21 protein-coding genes are annotated in these 19,900 nt (G+C 74.6%); 9 read left to right on the top strand and 12 right to left on the bottom strand.

Features of this window, described 5'->3' with window-relative positions:
- The first annotated feature begins 14 nt into the window (after positions 1 to 14).
- The 3 genes from ACFYON_RS24770 to ACFYON_RS24780 are packed head-to-tail and all read left to right on the top strand — an operon-like array spanning position 15 to position 2,769.
- Complete coding sequence (locus ACFYON_RS24770) at positions 15 to 809, top strand: ATP-binding cassette domain-containing protein (RefSeq protein WP_354869720.1); 795 nt, start codon at positions 15 to 17, stop codon at positions 807 to 809.
- Positions 809 to 2,158 (top strand): hypothetical protein, encoded by a 1,350-nt coding sequence (locus ACFYON_RS24775; RefSeq protein ID WP_357711637.1) that lies wholly within the window; start codon positions 809 to 811, stop codon positions 2,156 to 2,158. Before ACFYON_RS24770 ends, ACFYON_RS24775 begins: the two co-directional genes overlap by 1 nt.
- Complete coding sequence (locus tag ACFYON_RS24780) at positions 2,155 to 2,769, top strand: hypothetical protein (RefSeq protein ID WP_357711635.1); 615 nt, start codon at positions 2,155 to 2,157, stop codon at positions 2,767 to 2,769. The genes ACFYON_RS24775 and ACFYON_RS24780 overlap by 4 nt, the downstream gene beginning before the upstream one ends.
- Before the next feature lie 54 nt (positions 2,770 to 2,823).
- On the opposite strand, the gene ACFYON_RS24785 is transcribed toward ACFYON_RS24780, so the two are convergent.
- The 3 genes from ACFYON_RS24785 to ACFYON_RS24795 form a co-directional block, all read right to left on the bottom strand.
- Entirely contained in the window at positions 2,824 to 4,731 is a 1,908-nt protein-coding gene (locus tag ACFYON_RS24785) for a beta-propeller domain-containing protein (RefSeq protein WP_357711633.1), read from the bottom strand.
- Positions 4,732 to 4,815: 84 nt separating this feature from the next.
- Positions 4,816 to 5,112, bottom strand: coding sequence for a MoaD/ThiS family protein (locus ACFYON_RS24790; RefSeq protein ID WP_354869727.1), 297 nt, complete (start codon positions 5,110 to 5,112; stop codon positions 4,816 to 4,818).
- Positions 5,109 to 6,224, bottom strand: coding sequence for an exo-alpha-sialidase (locus tag ACFYON_RS24795; RefSeq protein WP_357711631.1), 1,116 nt, complete (start codon positions 6,222 to 6,224; stop codon positions 5,109 to 5,111). Before ACFYON_RS24795 ends, ACFYON_RS24790 begins: the two co-directional genes overlap by 4 nt.
- Positions 6,225 to 6,388: 164 nt before the next feature.
- On the opposite strand from ACFYON_RS24795, the gene ACFYON_RS24800 reads away from it, so the two are divergent.
- Positions 6,389 to 6,799 (top strand): MmcQ/YjbR family DNA-binding protein, encoded by a 411-nt coding sequence (locus tag ACFYON_RS24800; RefSeq protein WP_354869732.1) that lies wholly within the window; start codon positions 6,389 to 6,391, stop codon positions 6,797 to 6,799.
- Position 6,800: 1 nt separating this feature from the next.
- Here ACFYON_RS24800 and ACFYON_RS24805 read toward each other — a convergent pair whose 3' ends face one another.
- A complete protein-coding gene (locus ACFYON_RS24805; RefSeq protein ID WP_354869734.1) occupies positions 6,801 to 7,337 on the bottom strand; it encodes a GNAT family N-acetyltransferase in 537 nt (178 codons plus the stop codon).
- A gap of 108 nt (positions 7,338 to 7,445) precedes the next feature.
- Here ACFYON_RS24805 and ACFYON_RS24810 point away from each other — a divergent pair, with 108 nt between their 5' ends.
- Together ACFYON_RS24810 and ACFYON_RS24815 are read left to right on the top strand one after the other, a co-directional pair.
- Positions 7,446 to 8,324: an alpha/beta hydrolase gene (locus ACFYON_RS24810; protein WP_357711628.1), complete on the top strand. Its 879-nt coding sequence runs from the start codon at positions 7,446 to 7,448 to the stop codon at positions 8,322 to 8,324.
- Between the two features lie 60 nt (positions 8,325 to 8,384).
- A complete protein-coding gene (locus tag ACFYON_RS24815; RefSeq protein ID WP_357711626.1) occupies positions 8,385 to 8,801 on the top strand; it encodes an ASCH domain-containing protein in 417 nt (138 codons plus the stop codon).
- Between the two features lie 24 nt (positions 8,802 to 8,825).
- Here the strand turns inward: ACFYON_RS24815 and ACFYON_RS24820 are convergent, their stop codons facing one another.
- The gene (locus ACFYON_RS24820; RefSeq protein WP_354869743.1) at positions 8,826 to 9,953 is read right to left on the bottom strand and encodes a CoA transferase; all 1,128 of its coding nucleotides are present in this window, start codon (positions 9,951 to 9,953) and stop codon (positions 8,826 to 8,828) included.
- Positions 9,954 to 10,071: 118 nt separating this feature from the next.
- Here ACFYON_RS24820 and ACFYON_RS24825 point away from each other — a divergent pair, with 118 nt between their 5' ends.
- Positions 10,072 to 11,478 (top strand): acyl-CoA synthetase, encoded by a 1,407-nt coding sequence (locus tag ACFYON_RS24825; protein ID WP_354869745.1) that lies wholly within the window; start codon positions 10,072 to 10,074, stop codon positions 11,476 to 11,478.
- Between the two features lie 49 nt (positions 11,479 to 11,527).
- Positions 11,528 to 12,265, top strand: coding sequence for a zf-HC2 domain-containing protein (locus ACFYON_RS24830; protein ID WP_354869748.1), 738 nt, complete (start codon positions 11,528 to 11,530; stop codon positions 12,263 to 12,265).
- A 62-nt stretch (positions 12,266 to 12,327) separates the two neighbouring features.
- Here the strand turns inward: ACFYON_RS24830 and ACFYON_RS24835 are convergent, their stop codons facing one another.
- Together ACFYON_RS24835 and ACFYON_RS24840 are read right to left on the bottom strand one after the other, a co-directional pair.
- Positions 12,328 to 12,894, bottom strand: coding sequence for a sigma-70 family RNA polymerase sigma factor (locus ACFYON_RS24835; RefSeq protein WP_354869751.1), 567 nt, complete (start codon positions 12,892 to 12,894; stop codon positions 12,328 to 12,330).
- A gap of 153 nt (positions 12,895 to 13,047) precedes the next feature.
- A complete protein-coding gene (locus ACFYON_RS24840; RefSeq protein ID WP_354869754.1) occupies positions 13,048 to 13,521 on the bottom strand; it encodes a molybdenum cofactor biosysynthesis protein in 474 nt (157 codons plus the stop codon).
- Positions 13,522 to 13,611: 90 nt separating this feature from the next.
- Between ACFYON_RS24840 and ACFYON_RS24845 the strand changes: the two genes are divergently transcribed.
- On the top strand, positions 13,612 to 14,847 hold the full coding sequence (locus tag ACFYON_RS24845; RefSeq protein WP_354869757.1) for a hypothetical protein: 1,236 nt from the start codon (positions 13,612 to 13,614) through the stop codon (positions 14,845 to 14,847).
- Positions 14,848 to 15,008: 161 nt separating this feature from the next.
- Here ACFYON_RS24845 and ACFYON_RS24850 read toward each other — a convergent pair whose 3' ends face one another.
- The 5 genes from ACFYON_RS24850 to ACFYON_RS24870 all read right to left on the bottom strand — a co-directional run bounded on the left by ACFYON_RS24850 (position 15,009) and on the right by ACFYON_RS24870 (position 19,759).
- Positions 15,009 to 16,082, bottom strand: coding sequence for a PIN domain-containing protein (locus ACFYON_RS24850; RefSeq protein WP_354869760.1), 1,074 nt, complete (start codon positions 16,080 to 16,082; stop codon positions 15,009 to 15,011).
- 35 nt (positions 16,083 to 16,117) lie between these two features.
- Positions 16,118 to 16,342 carry a hypothetical protein gene (locus tag ACFYON_RS24855; protein WP_354869763.1) on the bottom strand — a complete coding sequence of 75 codons (225 nt, stop codon included), beginning with the start codon at positions 16,340 to 16,342 and terminating at the stop codon, positions 16,118 to 16,120.
- 120 nt (positions 16,343 to 16,462) lie between these two features.
- Positions 16,463 to 18,052, bottom strand: a complete 1,590-nt coding sequence (locus ACFYON_RS24860) for a DHA2 family efflux MFS transporter permease subunit (RefSeq protein WP_354869766.1) — start codon at positions 18,050 to 18,052, stop codon at positions 16,463 to 16,465.
- A gap of 304 nt (positions 18,053 to 18,356) precedes the next feature.
- Positions 18,357 to 19,025, bottom strand: a complete 669-nt coding sequence (locus tag ACFYON_RS24865) for a DUF305 domain-containing protein (protein WP_387190010.1) — start codon at positions 19,023 to 19,025, stop codon at positions 18,357 to 18,359.
- Positions 19,010 to 19,759, bottom strand: a complete 750-nt coding sequence (locus ACFYON_RS24870; protein ID WP_354869772.1) for a lytic polysaccharide monooxygenase — start codon at positions 19,757 to 19,759, stop codon at positions 19,010 to 19,012. The genes ACFYON_RS24865 and ACFYON_RS24870 overlap by 16 nt, the downstream gene beginning before the upstream one ends.
- Between the last annotated feature and the right edge of the window lie 141 nt (positions 19,760 to 19,900).

Here is a 19,900-nt window from a genome sequence, read left to right on the forward strand (position 1 = left end):
AAAAGGAGACGACATTGGTACGCGCAGTGAGCGCCGACGAGGTGGCGCCGACCCGGCACGCCTGGCGGATCGAGGCGGTGGGACTGTCGGTCAAGGCCGGACGGCACCTGGCCGTCGACAACCTCGGCCTGACCCTCGGCGCCGGCGTGCACGGGCTGCTCGGCCCCAACGGCGCCGGCAAGAGCACGCTGATGCGCGCGCTCGCCACTGTGGTCAAGCCGCACGGCGGCGTGCTGCGGCTGCTCAGCGCGGACGCCACCGCGACCCGTGAGCTGCGGACCGTGCGCCGCCGGCTCGGCTATTTGCCGCAGCAGTTCGGCTACTACCCCCGGTTCACCGTCCGGGAGTACGTCGAGTACGTGGCCTGGCTGCGGGAGATGCCCGCCTCGGCGGTGCCGGCCGCCGCCCAGCGCGCCATCGACCGGGTACGCCTCACCGACCGCGCCGACGCCAAGCTCAAGTCGCTGTCCGGCGGCATGCTGCGCCGGGCCGGCATCGCCCAGGCGATCGTCAACGAACCGGACCTGCTGCTGCTCGACGAACCGACGGTCGGCCTCGACCCGGAGCAGCGCGTCGAGTTCCGTGAGCTGATCCGCGAACTCGGCGGGGACGCCTGCGTGCTGGTCTCCACCCACCTGGTGGAGGACGTGGTCGCGGCCTGCTCCGACGTCATCCTGATGGACCACGGCACCCGGGTGTTCCAGGGCCTGCCCGCCGAGCTGGTCCGCCACGGCGAGACCGGCGGTGTCGGCGACAGCGCCGCCGAGCGCGGCTACTCGTACCTCCTCAATCAGCACCGGAGCGCCTGATGATCCGACAGGTACGCGTCGAACTGCGCCGCTCCAACGCGCCGGCCGTGGCGGTGCTGCTGCTGGCGATCGGCGCCCTCGGCACGGCGAGCATGTACAGCTTCTGGCAGGGACAGTGGCTGCGGCTGGGCTACGTGCACGCCTCCGACATGTTCTTCCTGATGCCGCTCGCGCTCGCCGGTGGCGCGGTGCTGGGCCGGCGGGACCGGCGTACCCGCGCCGACGAGCTGATGAACAGCACCGGCCGGCCCCGCTGGCAGCGCGCGCTGCCGGCGATGACCGCGCTCGGCGTCGCCGCCGCGGGCGCGCACCTGCTCGTCCTCGCCGCCAGCGCGGCGGTGGTCGCCACCGGCGGCGCCTACCTCGGCGTACGCGGACTCGCCGGGCCCCTGATCGACGGGCTGGTGCTGGTGGGCGCGGCCTGGGTGGGCGTGGCAGTCGGCCGCCTGTGGTCCTCACCGCTGCTGCCGCCGCTGCTGGCCGCCGCGGCGCTCGTGGCGCAGGAGGGCACGTCCCTCCTCGCCGGGCCGGACAGTGAGCTGGCGAGCCCGTCGCTCATGATCAACTGGCCGCCGGACGCGCCCTGGGAGACGCTGTCGGACCGGCTGCTGCTGAGCCGGCTGGCGCTGGGGGCCGGCCTGGTGCTCGCCGGCCTGCTGCTGGCGGCGGGCGGATCGTGGCTCACCCGGGCCGGCGCGTTCGCGAGCCTGGCCGGCGGCGTGGCGGGTCTCGTGCTGATCGGCGTGCCCGGCCCGGCCGGGATCTGGCAGCTCGACGCGGGAGCGCGCCGCTACGTCTGCGCCGACGGCGCGCCGCAGGTGTGCGTAACAGCAGTCAACGCGCACCTGCTGCCCGAGGTCACCACCGAGGCCCGCCGAGGGCTGCGCGCGCTGGCGAAGCTGCCGGGCGCTCCGACCCGTGCGGTGGAGCTGCGGCTGGACACCATCGGCAGCAACGACAGCGAGCAGTGGCACCGGCCCGAGCCCGCACCGGGCACCGTGCAGTTCCTCCTGGAGGTCGACCCGGACACCGGCCGGGCCGCGGACGTGGCCGAGCGCATCGCCCTGGGCGGCGGCACCAGGTGGTACGGCTGCGGGCGCAGTGGCGACGACATCGCCCCGGCGATCGTCGCGGCCTGGCTGCTGGACACCGAGACCCTCCGGCTGTGGGACTCCTGGACCGGATACCGGTACGCCGACGAGCAGCAGGAGGAGATCCGGGCCGGAGTGCGGCAACTGCGCGCGCTGCCCGAGCCGGAGCAACTGCGGCGGGTGACCGCGCTGCGGGACGCGGCCGCGCGGTGCGAGCCGGACCTGATGCCGGCGCTCACCGGCCGGGCCGCGCCGTGACCCGCTGGCTGCCGCTGTACGTGCGGTCCCGCCGGATACCCGCAGCCCTGGCCGGATCGGCGGTCGCCGTCGCCGTGATGGCCGTCGCCTGGTCGGCCTTCACCGACCGGCCCGAGGTGCCCACCGGCCTCGCCCTGCTCACCACCGCGCTGGCGGTGGCACCGCTGGGGCCGACGCTCGCCGGCACCGACCCGGCGCTGGAGCGGACCGCCGCGTGGCAGTGGGCGCCGCGCCGGGCCGGACACCTGCTCGGGTACGGCGCGGTGGTGGTCGGGCTGCTGGCCGCCGCCCGTGTGCTCGGCGCCGACTTCGGGCCGCCGTCCGTGCTGGCCCGCAACACGGCCGGGCTGGTCGGGCTGGTCGGGCTCGGCGCCGCGCTCGCCGGAGCGCGCGGCTCCTGGCAGGTGCCGACCGCCTGGGCCGCGCTGGGGGCGTTCCTGGCCGCGCCGGGCGGGCCGGAATGGCGGCAGGTGGTGCTGTGGATGGCGCAGGAGCCGGGCAACCGGATCGCCGCCGTCACCGCCACGACGTTCCTCCTCGGCGGGGTCGTCGCGTACGCGCTGCGGGCAGGGCCGCAGGTCGCGGCGGCCGAGGCGGCGCTGGAACAGTAAGGGAACCGGACCTCGTCGCGCGCCTGTCACGCGGCGAGGTCCGGCCGTCCACGGTCAGGCAAGTGGCACCCAGGCCACGGTGGCCATGCCGGGCAGGGCGGTCGCCTTGAGGCCGGCGTCGGACACCGTCCAGAGCACACCGTCGACCATCAGCGAACGGCGGATCGACGTCCACTCACCACCGTCGGCCGGGGCGGCCGGGTGGTCGACGGCGCCGGCCACTGTGAAGCCCTTGTCGCCGATCCGCAGTGCCAGCACACCGCCGGACCGCGTGCCCTTGGCGCTCTCGGCCCGGTCGGCGACCACGCCCGGACGGTTCACCGGGAGCACAATCAGCCGCTCCGGCGCCCAGTAGAGGAAGGCGTGCGGGTCGCTCTCCGCCTCGGACCAGCCACCCGCGACGTGGTGCTGGGCGAGCCGGGCCGGCCGGGCCGGGTCGGCCACGTCGAACAGCGACACCTGGGTGCCCGTCACCCGTCCCCGGTCGGTCGCGTCCTGTCCGACGCCGATCAGGCGGCCGTCGCCGGCCGGATGCAGGTACGACGAGTATCCGTTGATCTTCAGCTCGCCGGTGACCCGGGGGGTGGCCGGATCGCGCAGGTCCAGCCCGTACAGCGGGTCGGTCTGCCGGAACGTCACCACGTACCCGGTGCCGCCGAGGAACCGCACCGCGAAGATCCGCTCGCCCTTGCCCAGCCCGGTCACCGCGCCGACCTGGTTCAGCGTGGCGCCCTCGGTACGCAGCACGTACACGCCGGACTGCGAGGACCTTCCGCGGATCCACGTGTCGCCGGTGGTGGTGGCCACCCGCAGGTGACCGTCCCACTCGGACAGCGCGTACTGGCCGATCAGCCAGCCGGGCACCGACCCGGCGGCGACGTAGCGCGGCGTGGCCGCCCCGGTGTCGAACTGGAAGATCTCCGTGCGGGCGTCGCCCGCCTCGGACGGCCCGCCCCGCCACGTCCGCCAACGCTGGTCGCTGGCGACGTAGAGATGTGCGCCGGTGCCGTAGACGGTGTCCCCGTCGGCGAACACGGTGACCGGATCACCCGCTCCGAGGGCCGGCGCGCCCATGTCGAAGCTGAGCACCGTCACCATCGAAGCGCCGGAGAACTCGGCCGGCCGGCTCACCCGGTCACAGCCGACCCGGCCCGAGCCGACGGTCCGGGCACCGTCGCTGACCTCGTAGCGGGGCAGCCAGTCGTCGAGCGTCGCCTTGTCGATCACGGCCTTGTTGGCGGCGATCCGCTGCGCGTCGGAGCGCCTCTTCCCGGGTTGCGGAAAGACGAGCCGGTGCCCGGAACTGATCACGACGCGGGCGGTGGCGCCGACCTGCCGGGCGTCGACCAGCCGGCCGTCCATCCGGTACTCGCCGGCGATCCGCGGCGATCCGGCGAGATCGACCAGGACCAGCCGAGCCTGCGCGACAGCGCCCGGCGCGGCACGGCCGCCCGGCACGGTGCCCATGGTGACCCATCCAGCGCGCAGCAGCACGAGCGCCCGGTCACCGTGCAGCAGCAGGCTCGCCTCGTCGCCGGAGAACCGCTCGGCGGTGGGATCGAGCGTCACCCGGCCGGTCACCCGGCGGGTCGCCACGTCGACCACCGACAGCTCTCCCCGGGTGACGGTGACGATCCGCCGCCCGTCGGTCTTGACCAGGTCCGGTTCGTCCACACCTGCCTCGTGCACGTTGGTGCCGGAGAAGGCAGGCGCGGACGCCGACGACGCATCCTTGGCACCGCTGTCTTCCATGCTGAACTGCCGCATGTAGGAGGTGCCCGGCCCGAGGCCCCACGGCCCGACCGCGGCCTTGGCGGCCGTATGGAGTTGCCGCAGCGCCTCGTCGCAGGAGTCGAAGGCGACCAGCCGCAGGTCGCCGGGAGACACCCTCCGGCCGACAGGCGTCGGATCGTCTGCCGGCGGTGCGGCGGTGCAGCCGGTGAGGGCCAGCGCGGCGGCCATCGTCAATCCGAGCGTCCGGGATCTGCGACAAGTCATGAACCGTCAGACGTGGCGGTGGCGGACGCGGTTCCCGGCCGCGCGCGTTCAACCGCCGGCCATCGCGCCGAGCACGATGAACGGCTCCTTCCCGGCGACCACCTCCTCCGGGAGCGGGTCGTCCGGGGACTCGTTGGACAGGTCCAGTTCGCAGGCGTAGAAGCGGACGAACGGCCGGCGCTTGCCGCTGTGCCGGTCGCGGATCGTGCCGAGCAGCATCGGGTACGCGGCCTCCAGCGCGTCCAGCACCTCCCGCTGGGTCGGCGGCCCGGCCAGTTCGACGCGTACCTCGCCGGTGACGTGCGCGAGGTTCTTCAGGTGCGCCGGCAGCACCACCCGGATCACGGCAGCACCTGGACCTCGACCGAGAGCACGGCCGGCAGGTCCCGCACGATCGGCGCCCAGGTGTCGCCGCCGTCGGCCGAGTGGTAGACCTGACCGCCGGTGGTGCCGAAGTAGACGCCGCACGGGTCGAGCGTGTCCACCGCCATCGCGTCGCGCAGCACGTTGACGTAGCAGTGCGACTGCGGCAGCCCTTCGGTCAGCGGCTCCCAGTGCTCACCGCCGGTACGGCTGCGGTAGACGCGCAGCTTGCCCTCCGGCGGGTAGTGCAGCGAGTCGCTGGTGATCGGCACCACGTAGACCGTCTCCGGCTCGTGCGCGTGGACGGCGATCGGGAAGCCGAAGTCCGTCGGCAGGTCACCGCTGACCTCCCGCCAGTTAGCCCCGGCGTCGTCGGTGCGCATGACGTCCCAGTGCTTCTGCATGAACAGCGTGTCCGGCCGGGACGGGTGCTGGGCGAGACGGTGCACGCAGTGCCCGACCTCGGAGTCCTCATCGGGGATCTCCCCCGAGCGCAGCCCTTTGTTGATCGGCAGCCAGCTCGCGCCGCCGTCGTCGCTGCGGAACGCGCCGGCCGCCGAGATCGCCACGTAGATGCGGTTGCGGTCGGCCGGGTCGAGCAGGATGGTGTGCAGGCACATGCCGCCCGCGCCGGGCTGCCATTGCGGGCCGGTCGGATGCTGGCGCAGCGCGGTCAGCTCCGACCACTTCCCGCCGCCGTCGGTGGTGACGTAGAGCGCCGCGTCCTCCCCGCCCGCGTACACCGTGTCGGGGTCGTGGCGGGACGGCTCCAGGTGCCAGATCCGCTTGAACTCCCACGGGCGCGGGGTGCCGTCGTACCAGAGGTGCTGCCCCACCTCGCCGCTGTAGGCGAAGTCGTTGCCCACTGTCGACCAGGTCCGGCCGCCGTCGTCCGAGCGCTGGATCAGCTGCCCGAACCAGCCGCCGGACTGGGACGCGTACAACCGGTCCGGTTCGACCGGTGAACCGGTCAGGTGGTAGATCTCCCAGCCGCCGAAGTGCGGCCCGTCGACGGTCCACTCGTCGCGTTTGCCGTCCGAGGTCAGGATGAACGCGCCCTTGCGCGTGCCGACAAGTACTCGTACGCCGCTCATGTCTCGTCCTCTCGTCCGAGGGGTTCCTCGTCGCAATGACCCTGCGCCTCACCGGAACTCATCGCTTCCTACTCCCCGGCTACGACATTTCCCGCACCGGACGCGCGTGGACGGCCGCCACGCCGGGGCGGCGGACTGTCGGAGGCGGCGGCTAGCCTGCGCGCATGACCGGCCCCGGAGACGTCCCACCCGAGCACCTCGACCGCCTGCGCCCGGTCTGTCGCGGCCTGCCGGAGACCTACGAGGAACCGGCCTGGGTGGGCGTGCGGTGGCGCGTGCGCGGCCGCACGTTCGCCCACGTGCTCACCGTCGACCCGGGCCACCGGGCGGCGTACACGCGGGCCGCGGCGACCGACGAGCCGGTCTGCGTGCTGACGTTCCGCTCCCCCGGCGACGAGATCGCCGGGCTGCTCGCCGCCGGGCCGCACTTCTACAAGCCGGACTGGGCCGCTGACGTGGTCGGCCTGCGGCTGGACGCGGAGACGGACTGGACCGAGGTCGCCGAGCTGCTCACCGAGAGCTACTGCGTGCTGGCCCCGAAGAAGCTGGTCGCGCTCGTCGACCGGCCGGGCTGAGTCAGCCCAGCTTCTTGCGCAGCGTCTCGAACGCCAGGTCCGGCCGCAGCGGCACGCCGAAGCGCTCGTCGCCGTACGGGAACGGGCTCAGCTCGCCGGTGCGGACGTAGCCGCGCCGCTCGTACCAGGCGATCAGGTCGTCGCGCTGGACGATGACCGTCATCCGCATCTCACCGGCGTGCCACTGCACGGCCCCGTAGCGCTCGGCCTCGGCCAGCAGGTCCCGGCCCAGGCCACCGCCCTGCCGGCCGGGCGCGACAGCGAACATGCCGAAGTAGACGTGGTCGTCGCGGCGCTCCAGGTGGCAACAGGCCACCAGCTCACCGCCCTGCTCGGCGACCAGCACCACGCCGCCCGGGCCGCTGACCGCCGCGGTCACCATCTCCGGGTCGGTACGCTGCCCGGCCAGCAGGTCCGCCTCGTGGGTCCAGCCCTGCCGGCTGCGCTCACCCCGGTACGCCGACTCGATCAGGTCGACGAGGCCGGCCACGTCCTCGGGGCGGGCGACCCGGACGGTACGGGAGGCGGGGCTGGTCATCACGGTTCTCCACGGTCGGTGCGGCGTGCCCGGTCAGCGTACGCACGCGGGCGTCCCGGACGGCGGCCGGGACCACCGGGCGGAACGGTTCGTGGTTCACTGCCCGGCGTGGAGACGACAGTCGGCGCGGCGGGCCTGCCCGCGGTCCTCGACCTGCCGGCCGGGCCGGCACGCGGCGGCCTGGTGGTGCTGCACGGCTCGCACGCCGGCGAGCGCTCCTACTTCCTCTACGAGCACCTGGCCCGGCTGCTGCCTCCGGCCGGGGTCGCGGTGCTGCGCTACGAGCGCCGCCCGCGCGTGGACGGGCACGACGTGCCGCTGGCCGACCAGGCCGAGGACGCGACGGCAGCGCTCACCGAACTGCGCCGGCACGTCGGGACGGCCCCGGTGGGGCTGTGGGGTTTCAGCCAGGGCGCGTGGGCGGCGGCGCTGACCGCCACCCGGCACCCGGCCGACTTCCTGGTGCTGGTCGGGTGCAGCGGCGTGAGCCCGGCCGTCCAGATGCGCTACGGCACCGCCGAGCAGCTACGCCGGCACGGCTACGGCCCGGCTGACGTGGCCGAGCTGGTCCGGGTGCGCGCGGCTGCCGAGGGCTTCCTGCGCGGTGAGGTGCCCCGCCCGGTGGCGCAGGCGGCGCTGGACGCGGCGGCTCGGCATGAGTGGTTCCCGCTGGCGTTCCTGCCCGGCGAGCTGCCGGCGCAGCCCGGCACCTGGACCGACATGGACTACGACCCGGCGCCGGTGCTGGCGCGGCTGACCTGCCCGGTGCTGCTCTGCTACGGCGAGACGGACGCGTGGATCCCGATCGAGGACAGCCTCGCGGTGTGGCGGCGGGCGGCGCGCGACGCGGGGCTGACAGTGGCCCGGCTGGCGGGCTGCGACCACGCACCCACGCTCGGCGAGCGCGAGGACCTGGACAGTGTCAGCCCGCAGTACGAGCGGGTCCTGCTCGACTGGCTCGACCGGACGCTGCCGCCGCCGGGCTGAGCGGCCGGGCGCCGCGCAATGCGGTCGCCCGCCCCGCGTGACCCGGCTACGCTGCCGCGCATGGACGCCGATCTGCCCACCTTCGAGTTCGCCTTCCCCGGCCCGCTGCGCGACCAGCTCGTCGCCGCCGTGCTCGACTGCAGCAAGACCACGACCACCGCGCTGGTCCAGGACTACGAGATCGACGGCGAGCCGCTGCCCGCGGTCGGGACCCGCTCGGCGGTCATCGACTCCGACGGCCGGCCGGTGGCGGTGATCGAGCTGGCCGAGGTCCGCGTCGCACGCCTCGGCGACGTCGACCTCGACCACGCGCGCGACGAGGGCGAGGGGTTCGACACGGTCGCCGCCTGGCGGGCCGGCCACGAGCGGTTCTGGCACGGCGACGACTACCGCGGCTGGCTCGGCGCCCCCGGGTTCACGGTGAACGACGAGACGCCGGCCGTGCTGCAACGCTTTCGCCTGGTCGAGACGATCTGACGACCCCCGGACCGACCGCGCGCCTCACTCGGCGGCGAGCCAGGCGCGCAGTTCCGCGCCGTGCTCGTCCAGCTCCGGCGGCGGCAGGTCGTAGCGGGGCGGGGTGTCGGACAGGCCGATCGGGTTGCGGATGCCCGGCACGCCCTCCACAGTCACCACCGGCTCCAGGCCGAGCCCCTGCGCCAGCGCCACCCCTTCGGCCACCGAGTTGATCGGGCTGCACGGCACGCCCGCCGCGCGCAGTTCGGCGAACCAGCCCGCGCTGCCGCGCCGGGACAGTGCCGCCACCAACAGCGGGCGCAGCTCGTCGCGGTGCGCGACCCGGTCGGCGTTGCGGCCGAACCGCGCGTCGTCGGCCAACTCCGGCACGCCGAGCACCCGACAGAGGGTACGGAACTGGCCGTCGTTCCCGGCGATCACCACCAGCTCGCCGTCGGCCGTGGGCAGCGGCTCGTACGGCACGATGCTCGGGTGCGCGTTTCCCATCCGGTGCGGCGCCGCCGCGCCGGCGACGTACGCGCTGGTGTGGTTGACCAGCCCGGACAGCGCCGAGGAGAGCAGGTCCACAGTGACGTGCTGACCGCGCCCGGTCTCCTCCCGGTCTCGCAGCGCGGCCAGGACGCCGACCGCCGCGTGCAGCCCGGCGATCACGTCGAACACGGCCACGCCCGCCTTGTACGGTGGGCCGTCCGCGTCACCGGTGAGGCTCATCAGCCCGGCGGCGGCCTGCACCATGAGGTCGTACCCGGGCAGGTCGGCGCCCCCGGCGGCGCCGAAGCCGCTGATCGAGGCGTACACCAGGCGGGCGTTGCGGGCGGTCACCGTGTCGTGGTCCAGACCGAAGCGGCGCAGCGCGCCGGGGCGGAAGTTCTGGATCAGCACGTCGGCCCTGTCGGCCAGCCGGTGCGCCAGCGTCAGGTCGCCCGGGTCGGTCAGGTCCAGCACCAGCGACCGCTTGTTGCGGTTGACCGCCAGGTAGTAGGTGGAGACGTCGTCGCGGACCGGGGGCCGCCAGCCGCGGGTGTCGTCGCCGCCCGGGGACTCCACCTTGACCACGTCCGCGCCCAGGTCGGCCAGGAGCATCGTCGCGTACGGCCCGGCGAGGATCCGGGAGAAGTCGGCGACCAGCACCCCGCGCAACGGACCCGACATGCCGCACCTCCCTCGCCGCCGCCCACGATGACACATACCCGACGGCGTAACCGGCGGGGGTGACCCAGCCGGTTAGGGTCGCGGTACATCGGGGCGGACATACCGGGAAGGGGTGCCCGTGTCGCTGCTCAGCCGGCTCGCCGAGACCACCGACGAGGCACCCGGAGCGGTCCGGGTCGGCGACCGTTCGCTGTCACGGGTGGAGCTGCGCCGGGCGGCCACCGCCGTCGCCGACGACCTGCGCGGCGCGACCCGGGTGGCGGTGCCCGCCACGGCGAGCCTGGAGACCGTGGTCGGCGTGGTCGGCGGGTTGCTCGCCGGCGCGGCGGTGGTGCCGGTGCCGCCGGACGCCGGCCCGATGGAACGCGATCACATCCTGCGCGACTCCGGCGCGGAACTGCTGCTCGCGCCGCCGGACGCACCGGACAGCGACGCCGCCGCTCCGCCGGTCGTGCCGCTGGACCTGGCGCGACGATCGGACAGCACACTCCCCGAGCCCGATCCGGCGACCACCGCGCTGATCCTCTACACCTCCGGCACCACCGGCGCGCCGAAGGGCGCGGTGCTGTCCCGACGCGCGGTCGCCGCCTGCCTGGACGGGCTCGCCGACGCCTGGGCCTGGACCCCGGAGGACGTGCTGGCGCACGGCCTGCCGCTGTTCCACGTGCACGGGCTGGTGCTCGGCGTGCTCGGCCCGCTGCGCGTCGGCAGCCGGCTGCACCACGTCGGCCGGCCCCACCCCGAGCGGTACGCGGCGACAGGCGCCTCGCTGTACTTCGGCGTACCCACGATCTGGTCGCGGATCGCGGCGCACCCGGCGGCGGCGCGGGCGCTGCGCGGCGCCCGGCTGCTCGTGTCCGGCAGCGCCGCGCTGCCCGAGCCGGTCTTCGCGGCGCTGGCCGGACTGACCGGGCACCGGCCGCTGGAGCGGTACGGCATGACCGAGACCCTCGTCACGGTGAGCGCCCGCGCGGACGGTCCCCGGCGGCCCGGCACCGTGGGCGTGCCGCTGCCCGGCGTGCGGACGCGTGTGGTGGACGAACACGGCGGCCCGCTGCCGGCCGACGGCGCCGCGATGGGTGAGCTTCAGGTACGCGGCGGCACGCTGTTCGACGGCTACCTGAACCGGCCGGACGCCGACGCGGCCAGCCGCACGGCGGACGGCTGGTTCCGCACCGGCGACATCGCGATCGTCGGCCCGGACGGCGTCCACCGGATCGTCGGGCGGGCCGCGACCGACCTGATCTCCAGCGGCGGCTACCGGATCGGGGCGGGCGAGGTGGAGGACGCGCTGCTGGCGCATCCGGGGGTGCGGGAGGCGGCGGTGGTCGGCACGCCCCACCCCGACCTGGGGCAGCAGGTCACCGCGTACGTGGTGGGCGACGGCGTGGCCGAGGCGGAGCTGATCGACTTCGTGGCGCGGCACCTGTCCGCGCACAAACGCCCCCGGCAGGTACGGCTGGTCGGCGCGCTGCCCCGCAACGCGATGGGCAAGGTGCAGAAGTCCCGGCTGACCGGGGCGTGACCCGCACCCCGCCGGGAACCAGCGCGGCGCTCCCGACGACTATCCCTACATGGCGTGTGAGCAGTGGCGGGAGATCCTGTCGGCACAGTTGGACGGTGAGGCGTCCCGGTCGGAGATCGAGGCGGCCGAGGCCCACCTGACCGGCTGCGCCGGCTGCCGCGGCTGGTTCGACTCCGCGGCGTCGGTGGTCCGGCGGGCCCGTACGCAGCTCGCCCCGCGGGTGCCCGACCTGGTCGACGCGGTACTGGCCGCCGCGCCCCCGCCCCGGCCCAGCCGCCGCCACCGGATCACGCTCGGGCTGCGCGGGGCGCTCGGCCTGCTCGGCGGGGTGCAGCTCGTGCTCGGCCTGACCCAGATCGGCCGGGAGGCGGTCGTCACCCACGCGCACGCCTCCGGCCAGCACCTGTGGCACGAGTCGGCGGCGTGGAACGTGGCGGTCGGCGCCGGATTCCTCTACGTGGCGGCGCGCCGGTCCGCCCCGTCCGGCCTGCTGCCGATGCTCAGCGCGTTCGTCGCCACGCTGGTGCTGCTGTCGGTGAACGACCTGATCACCGGGCAGGTGGCGATGACCCGGCTGGTCGGCCACGGCTTCCTGCTGGTCGGCTGGGCCGTGATGCTGGTGCTGTCCCGGCTCGGCCGGCGTCCCGGTGACACGCCGCCCGGGCAGCGCCGGTCGGGGGGATCGCGGTGGGCGCTGCGGACCGAGGAGCCGCCCGCGCCCGCGCCGCTGCGGTTGGTGCCGCCCGGCCCGTACCCCGCACAGGCCCGCGACCGGCGCGCCGCCTGACGGCCCGCCGCACGGGCCCCTGGACGCCTGCGGGCCCCCGACCGGCGGCGGTGGTCGCGGTCTCAGCGGGCCCGGCGGTCGCGGGCGTCGCCGGACCAGGCGGCGACCAGATCCTCGCGGGCGCGGGCCACACGGGAGCGGATGGTGCCCACCGGGCAGCCGCACACCTCGGCCGCCTCGGCGTAGGACAGGCCGAGCACCTGGGTGGCCACGAACGCCTCCCGGCGGTCCGGCGCCAGCGCGGCGATGAGACCGCGCAACACCACCCCGTCGTCCCCGCCGCCGGTCACCGCGCCGGCTGCCTCGGCTGCGGCCTGCCAGTCCGGCAGCGCCGCCAGCCGGGGCCGGGCGGTCGCCGTCCGCACGTGGTCCACCGCGACCCGGCGGGCGATGGTGAAGATCCAGGTACGCGCCGACGACCGGCCCGCGAAGCCCGGCAGGCTGCGCAGCGCCCGCAGGAACGTCTCCTGGGCGAGGTCGTCGGCCTCGGCGGGCCCGGCCAGGTGGGCGAGGAAACGCCACACCGGCGCCTGGAGGGCCCGGACGAAGGCGGCGGCGGCCAGCCGGTCACCCCGGGCCGCGCGTCGCGCCCACTCGGTCACCTGCTCGTCTTCGGCGTCCGGTCTCATCCGCGACCGGTCCGCCGGTCCGGCGTGCTCATGCCGGACGGTACGGATACGGCCCCCGCTCGGTTCATCAGTGGCGTCCCTCCTGCCGGCGCCGCGGTGCCGGCCGCCCTTCGGTTGGTCGGCCGTCGGGTGACGGAAGTTCCCGGGATCTCGTCAGTCCTCGACGGACACGGTGACCGGCCCGATCCGCAGCACGCCGTCGGTGAGCGCGGCGCACCGGACGCCACCGCGGCGGCGCATCGCCTTCCACGTACCGGGCTCGACCACCACGTCGAGCCAGGCGCAGGGCGGCGCGGCCCGATGTACCCGCAGCCGGACCGGACCGTCGCCGGAGTCGAGCGTGAGCACCCGGCCCACCAGGTCGTCCACCGGGATGCCGTCGGTCAGCACGTTGCGCCGCAGTTGGGTGAGGTCCGCGCCGGGCGGCAGTGACTCCCGCGCGATCAGCGTGACGCTCGCCTCCCGGTGCGCGGGACGGCCGAAGTAGCGGTCACCGACGATGCCGAGTCCGGCGCGTACCCGTACCTGGTCGACCAGTTCCCCGGGTGGCGCCGGGGCGGGTCCGTCCGCCGGGCGGCCCACGTACCGGTGCACGGGCGAGGCCAGCAACTGGACGATCCGCGGCATGCCCGAAGTCTAGTAGCGGACATACTATCGCCAACCCGGACGATAGCCACGTTCACGTATCCGCCCTGGCCACGGGGCGTTGTACCGGGTGTGACGGCGAGGCGACCCGATGCGATCGGAGCTCATCCGCGGCGACGGCTGGCCTGGGCCCGGCGCGAGAACGAACGCCGGCGTCAGGCGTACGAGACGGCGGCGCGGATCTGGCGCCGCCGGGCGGAGCACCTCGACCGGCTGGCGATCGAGGCGGCCGGTTTCCGGGGCTGCGCGCTGCCGGGCACCGCCGTGCCGGTGCCGCTGGACGACGGTGAGGTCGTCTACCGCGTCCTGCCCGCCGTCGACCTGGTCGAGGCCACTGCCCGGCATGTGCCCGGACTGCCCGTGCCCGGCCGCACGCTCACCGACCGCCTCGACCCGGCCGACGGCCGGCTACCCGCAGGGCTGCGCGTGGTCGACAGCGGCGCCGCCGTGGTGACCGACCGGCGGGTGACCTTCGCCGGGCGCGTCGTCCGGCGGGACTGGCCCCTGCGGGACCTGCACGGCCTCGCCCACCACAGCGACCGCCCGGTCACCCTGCTGCACGGCGTCGACGGCGGCCCACCGGCCGGCCTGCGCGTACCGGCGCCCGGCGCGGCGAACGCCCGGTTCTACCTCACCCTGGCCCGGGCCGACGCCACCGGCACGCGGCAGGCGGTCGTCGAGGACGTCGATGCGCTGCGGTCCGCCCACCGGGCCGCACGCCCTCGGCCACCCCGTCCGCTCGGTCCGTGGGACGCCCCGGCCGAGCCGGCACTCCCCCGGCGGCTGGTGGCGGCGGGCGTCACGGCGGTGGCCGTGCTGCTCGGCGTCACCTCCGCGGGCACCTGGAGCGCTACCGCCGGGCAGACCGGCCCGGCGCGCGGACCCGCGTCCCACCCGGCGGCCACTTCCACCACGGCAGCCGCGCCGTCGACACAGCCCGTGGCCACTCCGGCCGGCCCGTCGACGCCCTCGACGCTCCGGCCCGCACCGCGACCGGAGCCCTTCCCGAATCCGGCGGCACGCTCGGGCGCGCGAGTCCTCACCACCGCGCCGCCCGTCGCCGGATCGCCGCCGTCGCAGACGGACAACCGCCCACCGGCAAGCGTCGATCCGTCCACCCCGCCCACCGCGCAGGTGACTCCGGCACCGGCCGCGAGCCCGACGGGCGATCCGGGCGCGACCGGAGAGCCCAGCCCCACCGCGGAGCGGAGCCCCGTCTCCTCACCCGAGCCGGCCCCGCTGGCCCTGCCGCTCGACCCGGTCGCCGGCCCCAGCGTCACAGTCCCGTCGAACCCGCCCCCTTCCTGACCCGCCCCGGCCCCGGCCCCGGCCCCGGCCCCGGCCCGGCCCCGGCGATCTTGCACTTGTGGCCCCGTGGATGCCCGATTCGCCCTCGTTCATGAGGGCCGCAAGTGCAAGATCGCGAGGCGAGGGGGAGCTGGGGCGCGAGAGCGAGGGTAGTGGTGGGGTTATGAGGGCTGGGGGGTCAGCAGGTAGTCGCCGTCTTCGGGGCTCCAGCGCAGCTCCACCACGCCGCCGGTGGCGGCGGCCTTGCAGAACTGGAGGAAGCTGCGGTAGCCGAGCTTCTTCTCGCTGAAGTCCGGCCGGGCCCGCCGGAGCTGGTCCTTCAGGCCGGACAGCGCCACCGCGCCACCGTCCGCGGCGAGGTCCACCACCACGGAGCGGAGCAGCCCGAACGCGACCTCCCGGTCACCCTGTTCGGGAAGCGACACCTCCGGATCGCCCTTGGCCGGCCCGGCGGCCAGCTCCACCACGTTGTGCGCCGCGAGGTGGCGCAGCAGTTCCCCGAAGGTACGGAAGCCGTAGTCGGACTCGCTGAACGTCGGGTCCTTGCGGAGCAGGGCACGCTTGAGCGCGGACGCGGTCACGTCGCCGCTGGAGCTGCCCTGCATGCCGGCCACCGTCTGCACGAGCTGCACGGCGAGCGTGTCGACGTCCCGCGCCGAGTCCTCCTCGGCCGGGGCGGTCTCCACCGCCGGCTCGGGCGCGGGCTCGGCCGGCGAGGGCCGGGCCGGGCGCGACCGGCGAGCGGCCGGGGGCGGCACGTCCACGCCTTCCAGGCGGTCGTAGTAGAGGAACTCGTCGCAGGCCGGGGGCAGCAGCGCGGAGGTGGACTTCTCCACCCCGACGCCGATCACCCGCTTGTTGAGTTCGCGCAGCTTGTGCACGAGCGGGGTGAAGTCGCTGTCGCCGGTGCAGATCACGAACGTGGAGATGTAGCCGCGCTCGAACGCCAGCTCGACCGCGTCCACCGCCATCTTGATGTCGGCCGCGTTCTTTCGCGAGGCGCCCATCCGCTGCGGGATCTCGATCAGCTCGACGTGCGAGCGGGTGAGCATCCGCCGGTCCTCGTCGAAGTACGACCAGTCCGCGTACGCCCGGCGCACCACCACGCGCCCGCGCTCGGCGAGCGCGTCGGCGATCGGCCGGAAGTCGAACGGCCGGCCGCCGTGATGGTCCCGTACGCCCAGGGCCAGGTTTTCGTAGTCGAGGAACAGCGCGATCCGGTCTTCGTGATCCACACTGGCAGCCTAGCCCGGCCGGAGCGCCGGGCCGGTCAGCGCCGCTCGTTCCGGTAGACGGTCTCCCGGCGGGCCACGCGCTGGATCGCGTAGCTGGTGACCAGCAGCAGCAGCGCGAGCACCACCTCGACGCCGGCGACGGTGCCGGTGGCGACGGTGAGACCGAGCAGCAGCAGGATCAACCCGACGACGGCGAGCAGGCCGGCCAGCAGCAGCCGGTTACGCCGTCGCGCCGACCGCTGCGCGTCGTGTCCGCTCACGCCGACCGCCTCTCCCCGGCTCCGGTTACCGATCCTAGGCGCTGGTCGTCGCCGGGGCAGCGGATCGCGATGGCCCGGGGCCGGACACGGACGCGTCCGGCCCCGGGGTCACCGCGGCGGTCAGTGGATCGGGATCGGCGCGGGGCGCTTGTCCTCCCCCGTCTCGCCGTCGAGCAGGTGCGAGGGCTCCCGTCGGCGGGGCAGGAACGCGGCCGGGACGAAGGTCAGCAGCACCAGGCCGAAGGCGACCCAGAAGGTGGTGGAGAAGGAGTTCGCCGCGAAGTCGAGACCGCGCTCGATCAGCGACGGCGGAACCGGGAACTGCTGGGTCAGCTCGGGCTGCTGCTGCGCGGCGATGGCGAGCTGCGCCTCGGTCAGCGGGGCGCCGGTGCCCGGGTCGACGGCGCCGGGGATCGGCCGCGAGCCGTTCAGCTCGCTGGTGAGGATGACCGACATGACCGCGGCGCCCACCGAACCGCCGATCTGCTGGACGATGTTGACGAGCGTGGAACCGCGCGCCACCTCCGCCGCGCTGAGCGTCTTCAGCGCCGAGGTCATGATCGGCATCATCGTGCCGCCCATGCCGAGGCCCATCACGAACAGCGAGCCGCAGAGCAGCCAGTACGACGTGTCGGTGCCGAGCTGGGTGAAGGTGAAGAACCCGGCCGCGATGAGCACCAGCGCGAACGGCACCGTCCGGCCGACCGGCACGCGGTCGGCGAGAATGCCGGCGATCGGCATGGTCAGCATCGCCCCGATGCCCTGCGGCGCGATCAGCAGGCCCGCGGCCAGCGTCGTCTCGCCGCGCACCTGGAGGAAGTAGCTCGGGAACAGCAGGCCGGCGCCCATGAACGCGATGATGAACACGAACATGGTGACGGTGGCGATGGTCAGGTTGCGGTTGCGGAACAGCCGCAGGTCGAGCAGCGGGTGCCGAGGGCGGAACGAGTAGAGCACGAAGGCGACCACGAGCGCGCCGCCGGCGAGCATCGGCAGCCAGACCTTGGTGTCGGCGGCGGTGCCGGTCTCGGGCAGCGTGGAGATGCCGTAGAGGAACAGCGCGAGACCGGGCGAGAGCATGAGCATGCCGAGGAAGTCGAACGACTCGGACGGCTCGGCGTTGTCCCGGGGCAGTGCCAGCTGGGCGTAGACCAGGGCGACCAGGCCGATCGGCAGGTTGATGAGGAAGATCCAGTGCCAGCTCGCGACGTCGATCAGCCAGCCGCCGAGGATCGGGCCGGTGATGGGGCCGAGCAGCATCGGGATGCCGAGCACCGCCATCAGGCGGCCGATGCGGTGCGGGCCGGCGGCCCGGGTCATGATCGTCATGCCGAGCGGCATGAGCATGCCGCCGCCGAGGCCCTGAACGACCCGCCAGGCGATCAGCTCGCCGATCGAGTCGGCCGTGGCGCAGAGCCCGGAGCCGATGGTGAACAGCGCCAACGCCACCATGTAGAGGCGTTTCGTGCCGAACCGGTCGGCGGCCCAGCCGCTCAGTGGGATGACGGTGGCCAGCGCGAGCGTGTAGCCGGTCATGGTCCACGCGACGCGGGCGTACGTGGCGTCGAACTCGCTCTGGAAGGTCGGCAGCGCCACGCTGACGACTGTCACGTCGAGGATCGACATGATCGCGCCGAGCACGACGACGCCGGCCACCTTGAGCACGGCGGCGTCGAGCTTCGTCGACGTCGCGACGGGTTGGTGTGTCACTGACGGTCTCCTGGGATCCGGTCCGGCACTTCGAGGCGGTGGCGGCGCCGCGCGCCGTCGGCGGAGCGCGGGCGAACGCGCGGCGGGCCGGCGTTCGGGCGACAGCGTAGCGATGACCTGGGACAGCACGCGGCCGGTTTAGCCGGAGGACGAACCGCGCCGGCGCGGCAGGCCGCCGCCCCGGCGACCCCGGGCACTGCGGTGGCTCGCGGAAAGGGCTGGTGCGCGCCGGTTCGTGAACCTTGGCGGGGTGGGGCGGGCGGCGGCGACCGTGACGAAGGTCATGCCCGCACCGGGCCGCCGCTCAGCCCAGCCCGGCCATCAGTTCGACCTCGGCCGTACGGGAGCGGTCGATGCGGCGGGCGAGTTCGCGTACCCGCTCGTCGGTCCCGGCGGTGACCTGGGCGCGGGCCAGGTCGGCCGCGGTGCGCTGGTGCCGGCTCAGCACGTCGCGCAGCACCCGGTCGGCGTCGGCGGGCGCGGCGGCGCGCAGCCGGTCCAGTCCGGCGGTGGCGTCGCTGTGTCCGGAGTGGTCGTGCCGGGCGGCCGCGGCGGCGGCCGACGGGCCGGCCTCGCGCAGCCATCGGCGCATGGTGGCCAGTTCGTCTGTCTCGGTGGCCCGGACGGCGGCGGCGAGTGTGCGCAGCCGCGGTTCGCCGGCCCGGTCGAGGCCGAGCCGGACGATCTCCAGCGTCTGCTCGGTGTGCGCCACCATCATGGCCAGGAACAGCGCATCGATCCCGCTGACCGCGGCGTCCGCGCCGACCGGGACGGACGGCGCGGCGGACGGGTCCGGGGCCGTGGCGGACGGGACCTGCGCCGGGGCGGACCGGTCGGCGGGCGGGCCGCCGCACCCGGGCAGGGCGAGCACGGCCGCGAGCACCATCCCGGGCAGCGCCGCGGCGGACGCGCGGCGGAGCCGGGGGCCGGCCGGCTCCGCCGCGCGGGTACGCGGGCTCAGATCTGCTGCCACAGCGCCGGTACGTTCGGCGGTTCCCAGCCGGCGATGGCGGTGTGTGCCTGGCGGCAGCGGTAGCCGCGGCCGTCGTAGGTCACCGTGTCACCGACCTGGTACGCCCGCCCGGCGCTCCACGTCCCGCCCGGCGCCGGGGTGCTGGTCCGGGTGGGTGCGGGCGAGGGAGCGGGCGTGGTGGGCGCCGCCGTCGGGGTGGGCGACGGGGTCGGGTTGCCGCCTCCGCCGCCGATCTGGAGGTCGACGCAGGAGTAGAACGCGTTTGCGGTGTCGGAGATGTTCCAGATCGCCAGCAGCTTCTGCCGGCCGGAGAATCCGCCGAGGTTGACCGTGTGGGACACGGTCGCGCCGGGCTGACGGCCCCCGCCGTCGACGACCGCGACGCGGGTGCCGCCGATCCAGTACTCCCAGTTGGCGGTGGCGTGCCGGGCGGTGTTGACCCAGGTGAACGTGACGGTGCCGCCGACCGATGTGGCCGGCCAGTTGCGGCTGTCGTCGTTGAGTACCGCGAACTGGGTGATGCCGGCGTGGCAGCTCCGCAGGCCCTTGGGGCCCTCGACGCTCTGCGGCTCGTACTTGACCTGGCCGCAGTCGGGCACCCGGTTCTGCGCGCAGAGCGCCTGGCGGCTGGGCGGCGAGGAGACGTAGCCGTGTGCTTGCGCGGGCGCGGCGAGCGCCAGCGTGCCGGTCACGGCGCCGGCGGTGAGCAGCGGGAGGGTGATTGTCCGTCGCATGGTGGCAACTCCTTCGGGGGGAACGGAAGGTGCCCCGAACATAAATTAAACATTCTTAACAGTAAAGACTCCTATCTATAAATTAAGTCCTGCACGCCCGGCGCCGGGCGTATGATCCTGATCGATGGCTCGCCGCGCGGA

It is taken from the genome of Micromonospora sp. NPDC005686, assembly GCF_042871665.1.
In the GTDB taxonomy this organism is placed as follows: Bacteria; Actinomycetota; Actinomycetes; order Mycobacteriales; family Micromonosporaceae; genus Micromonospora.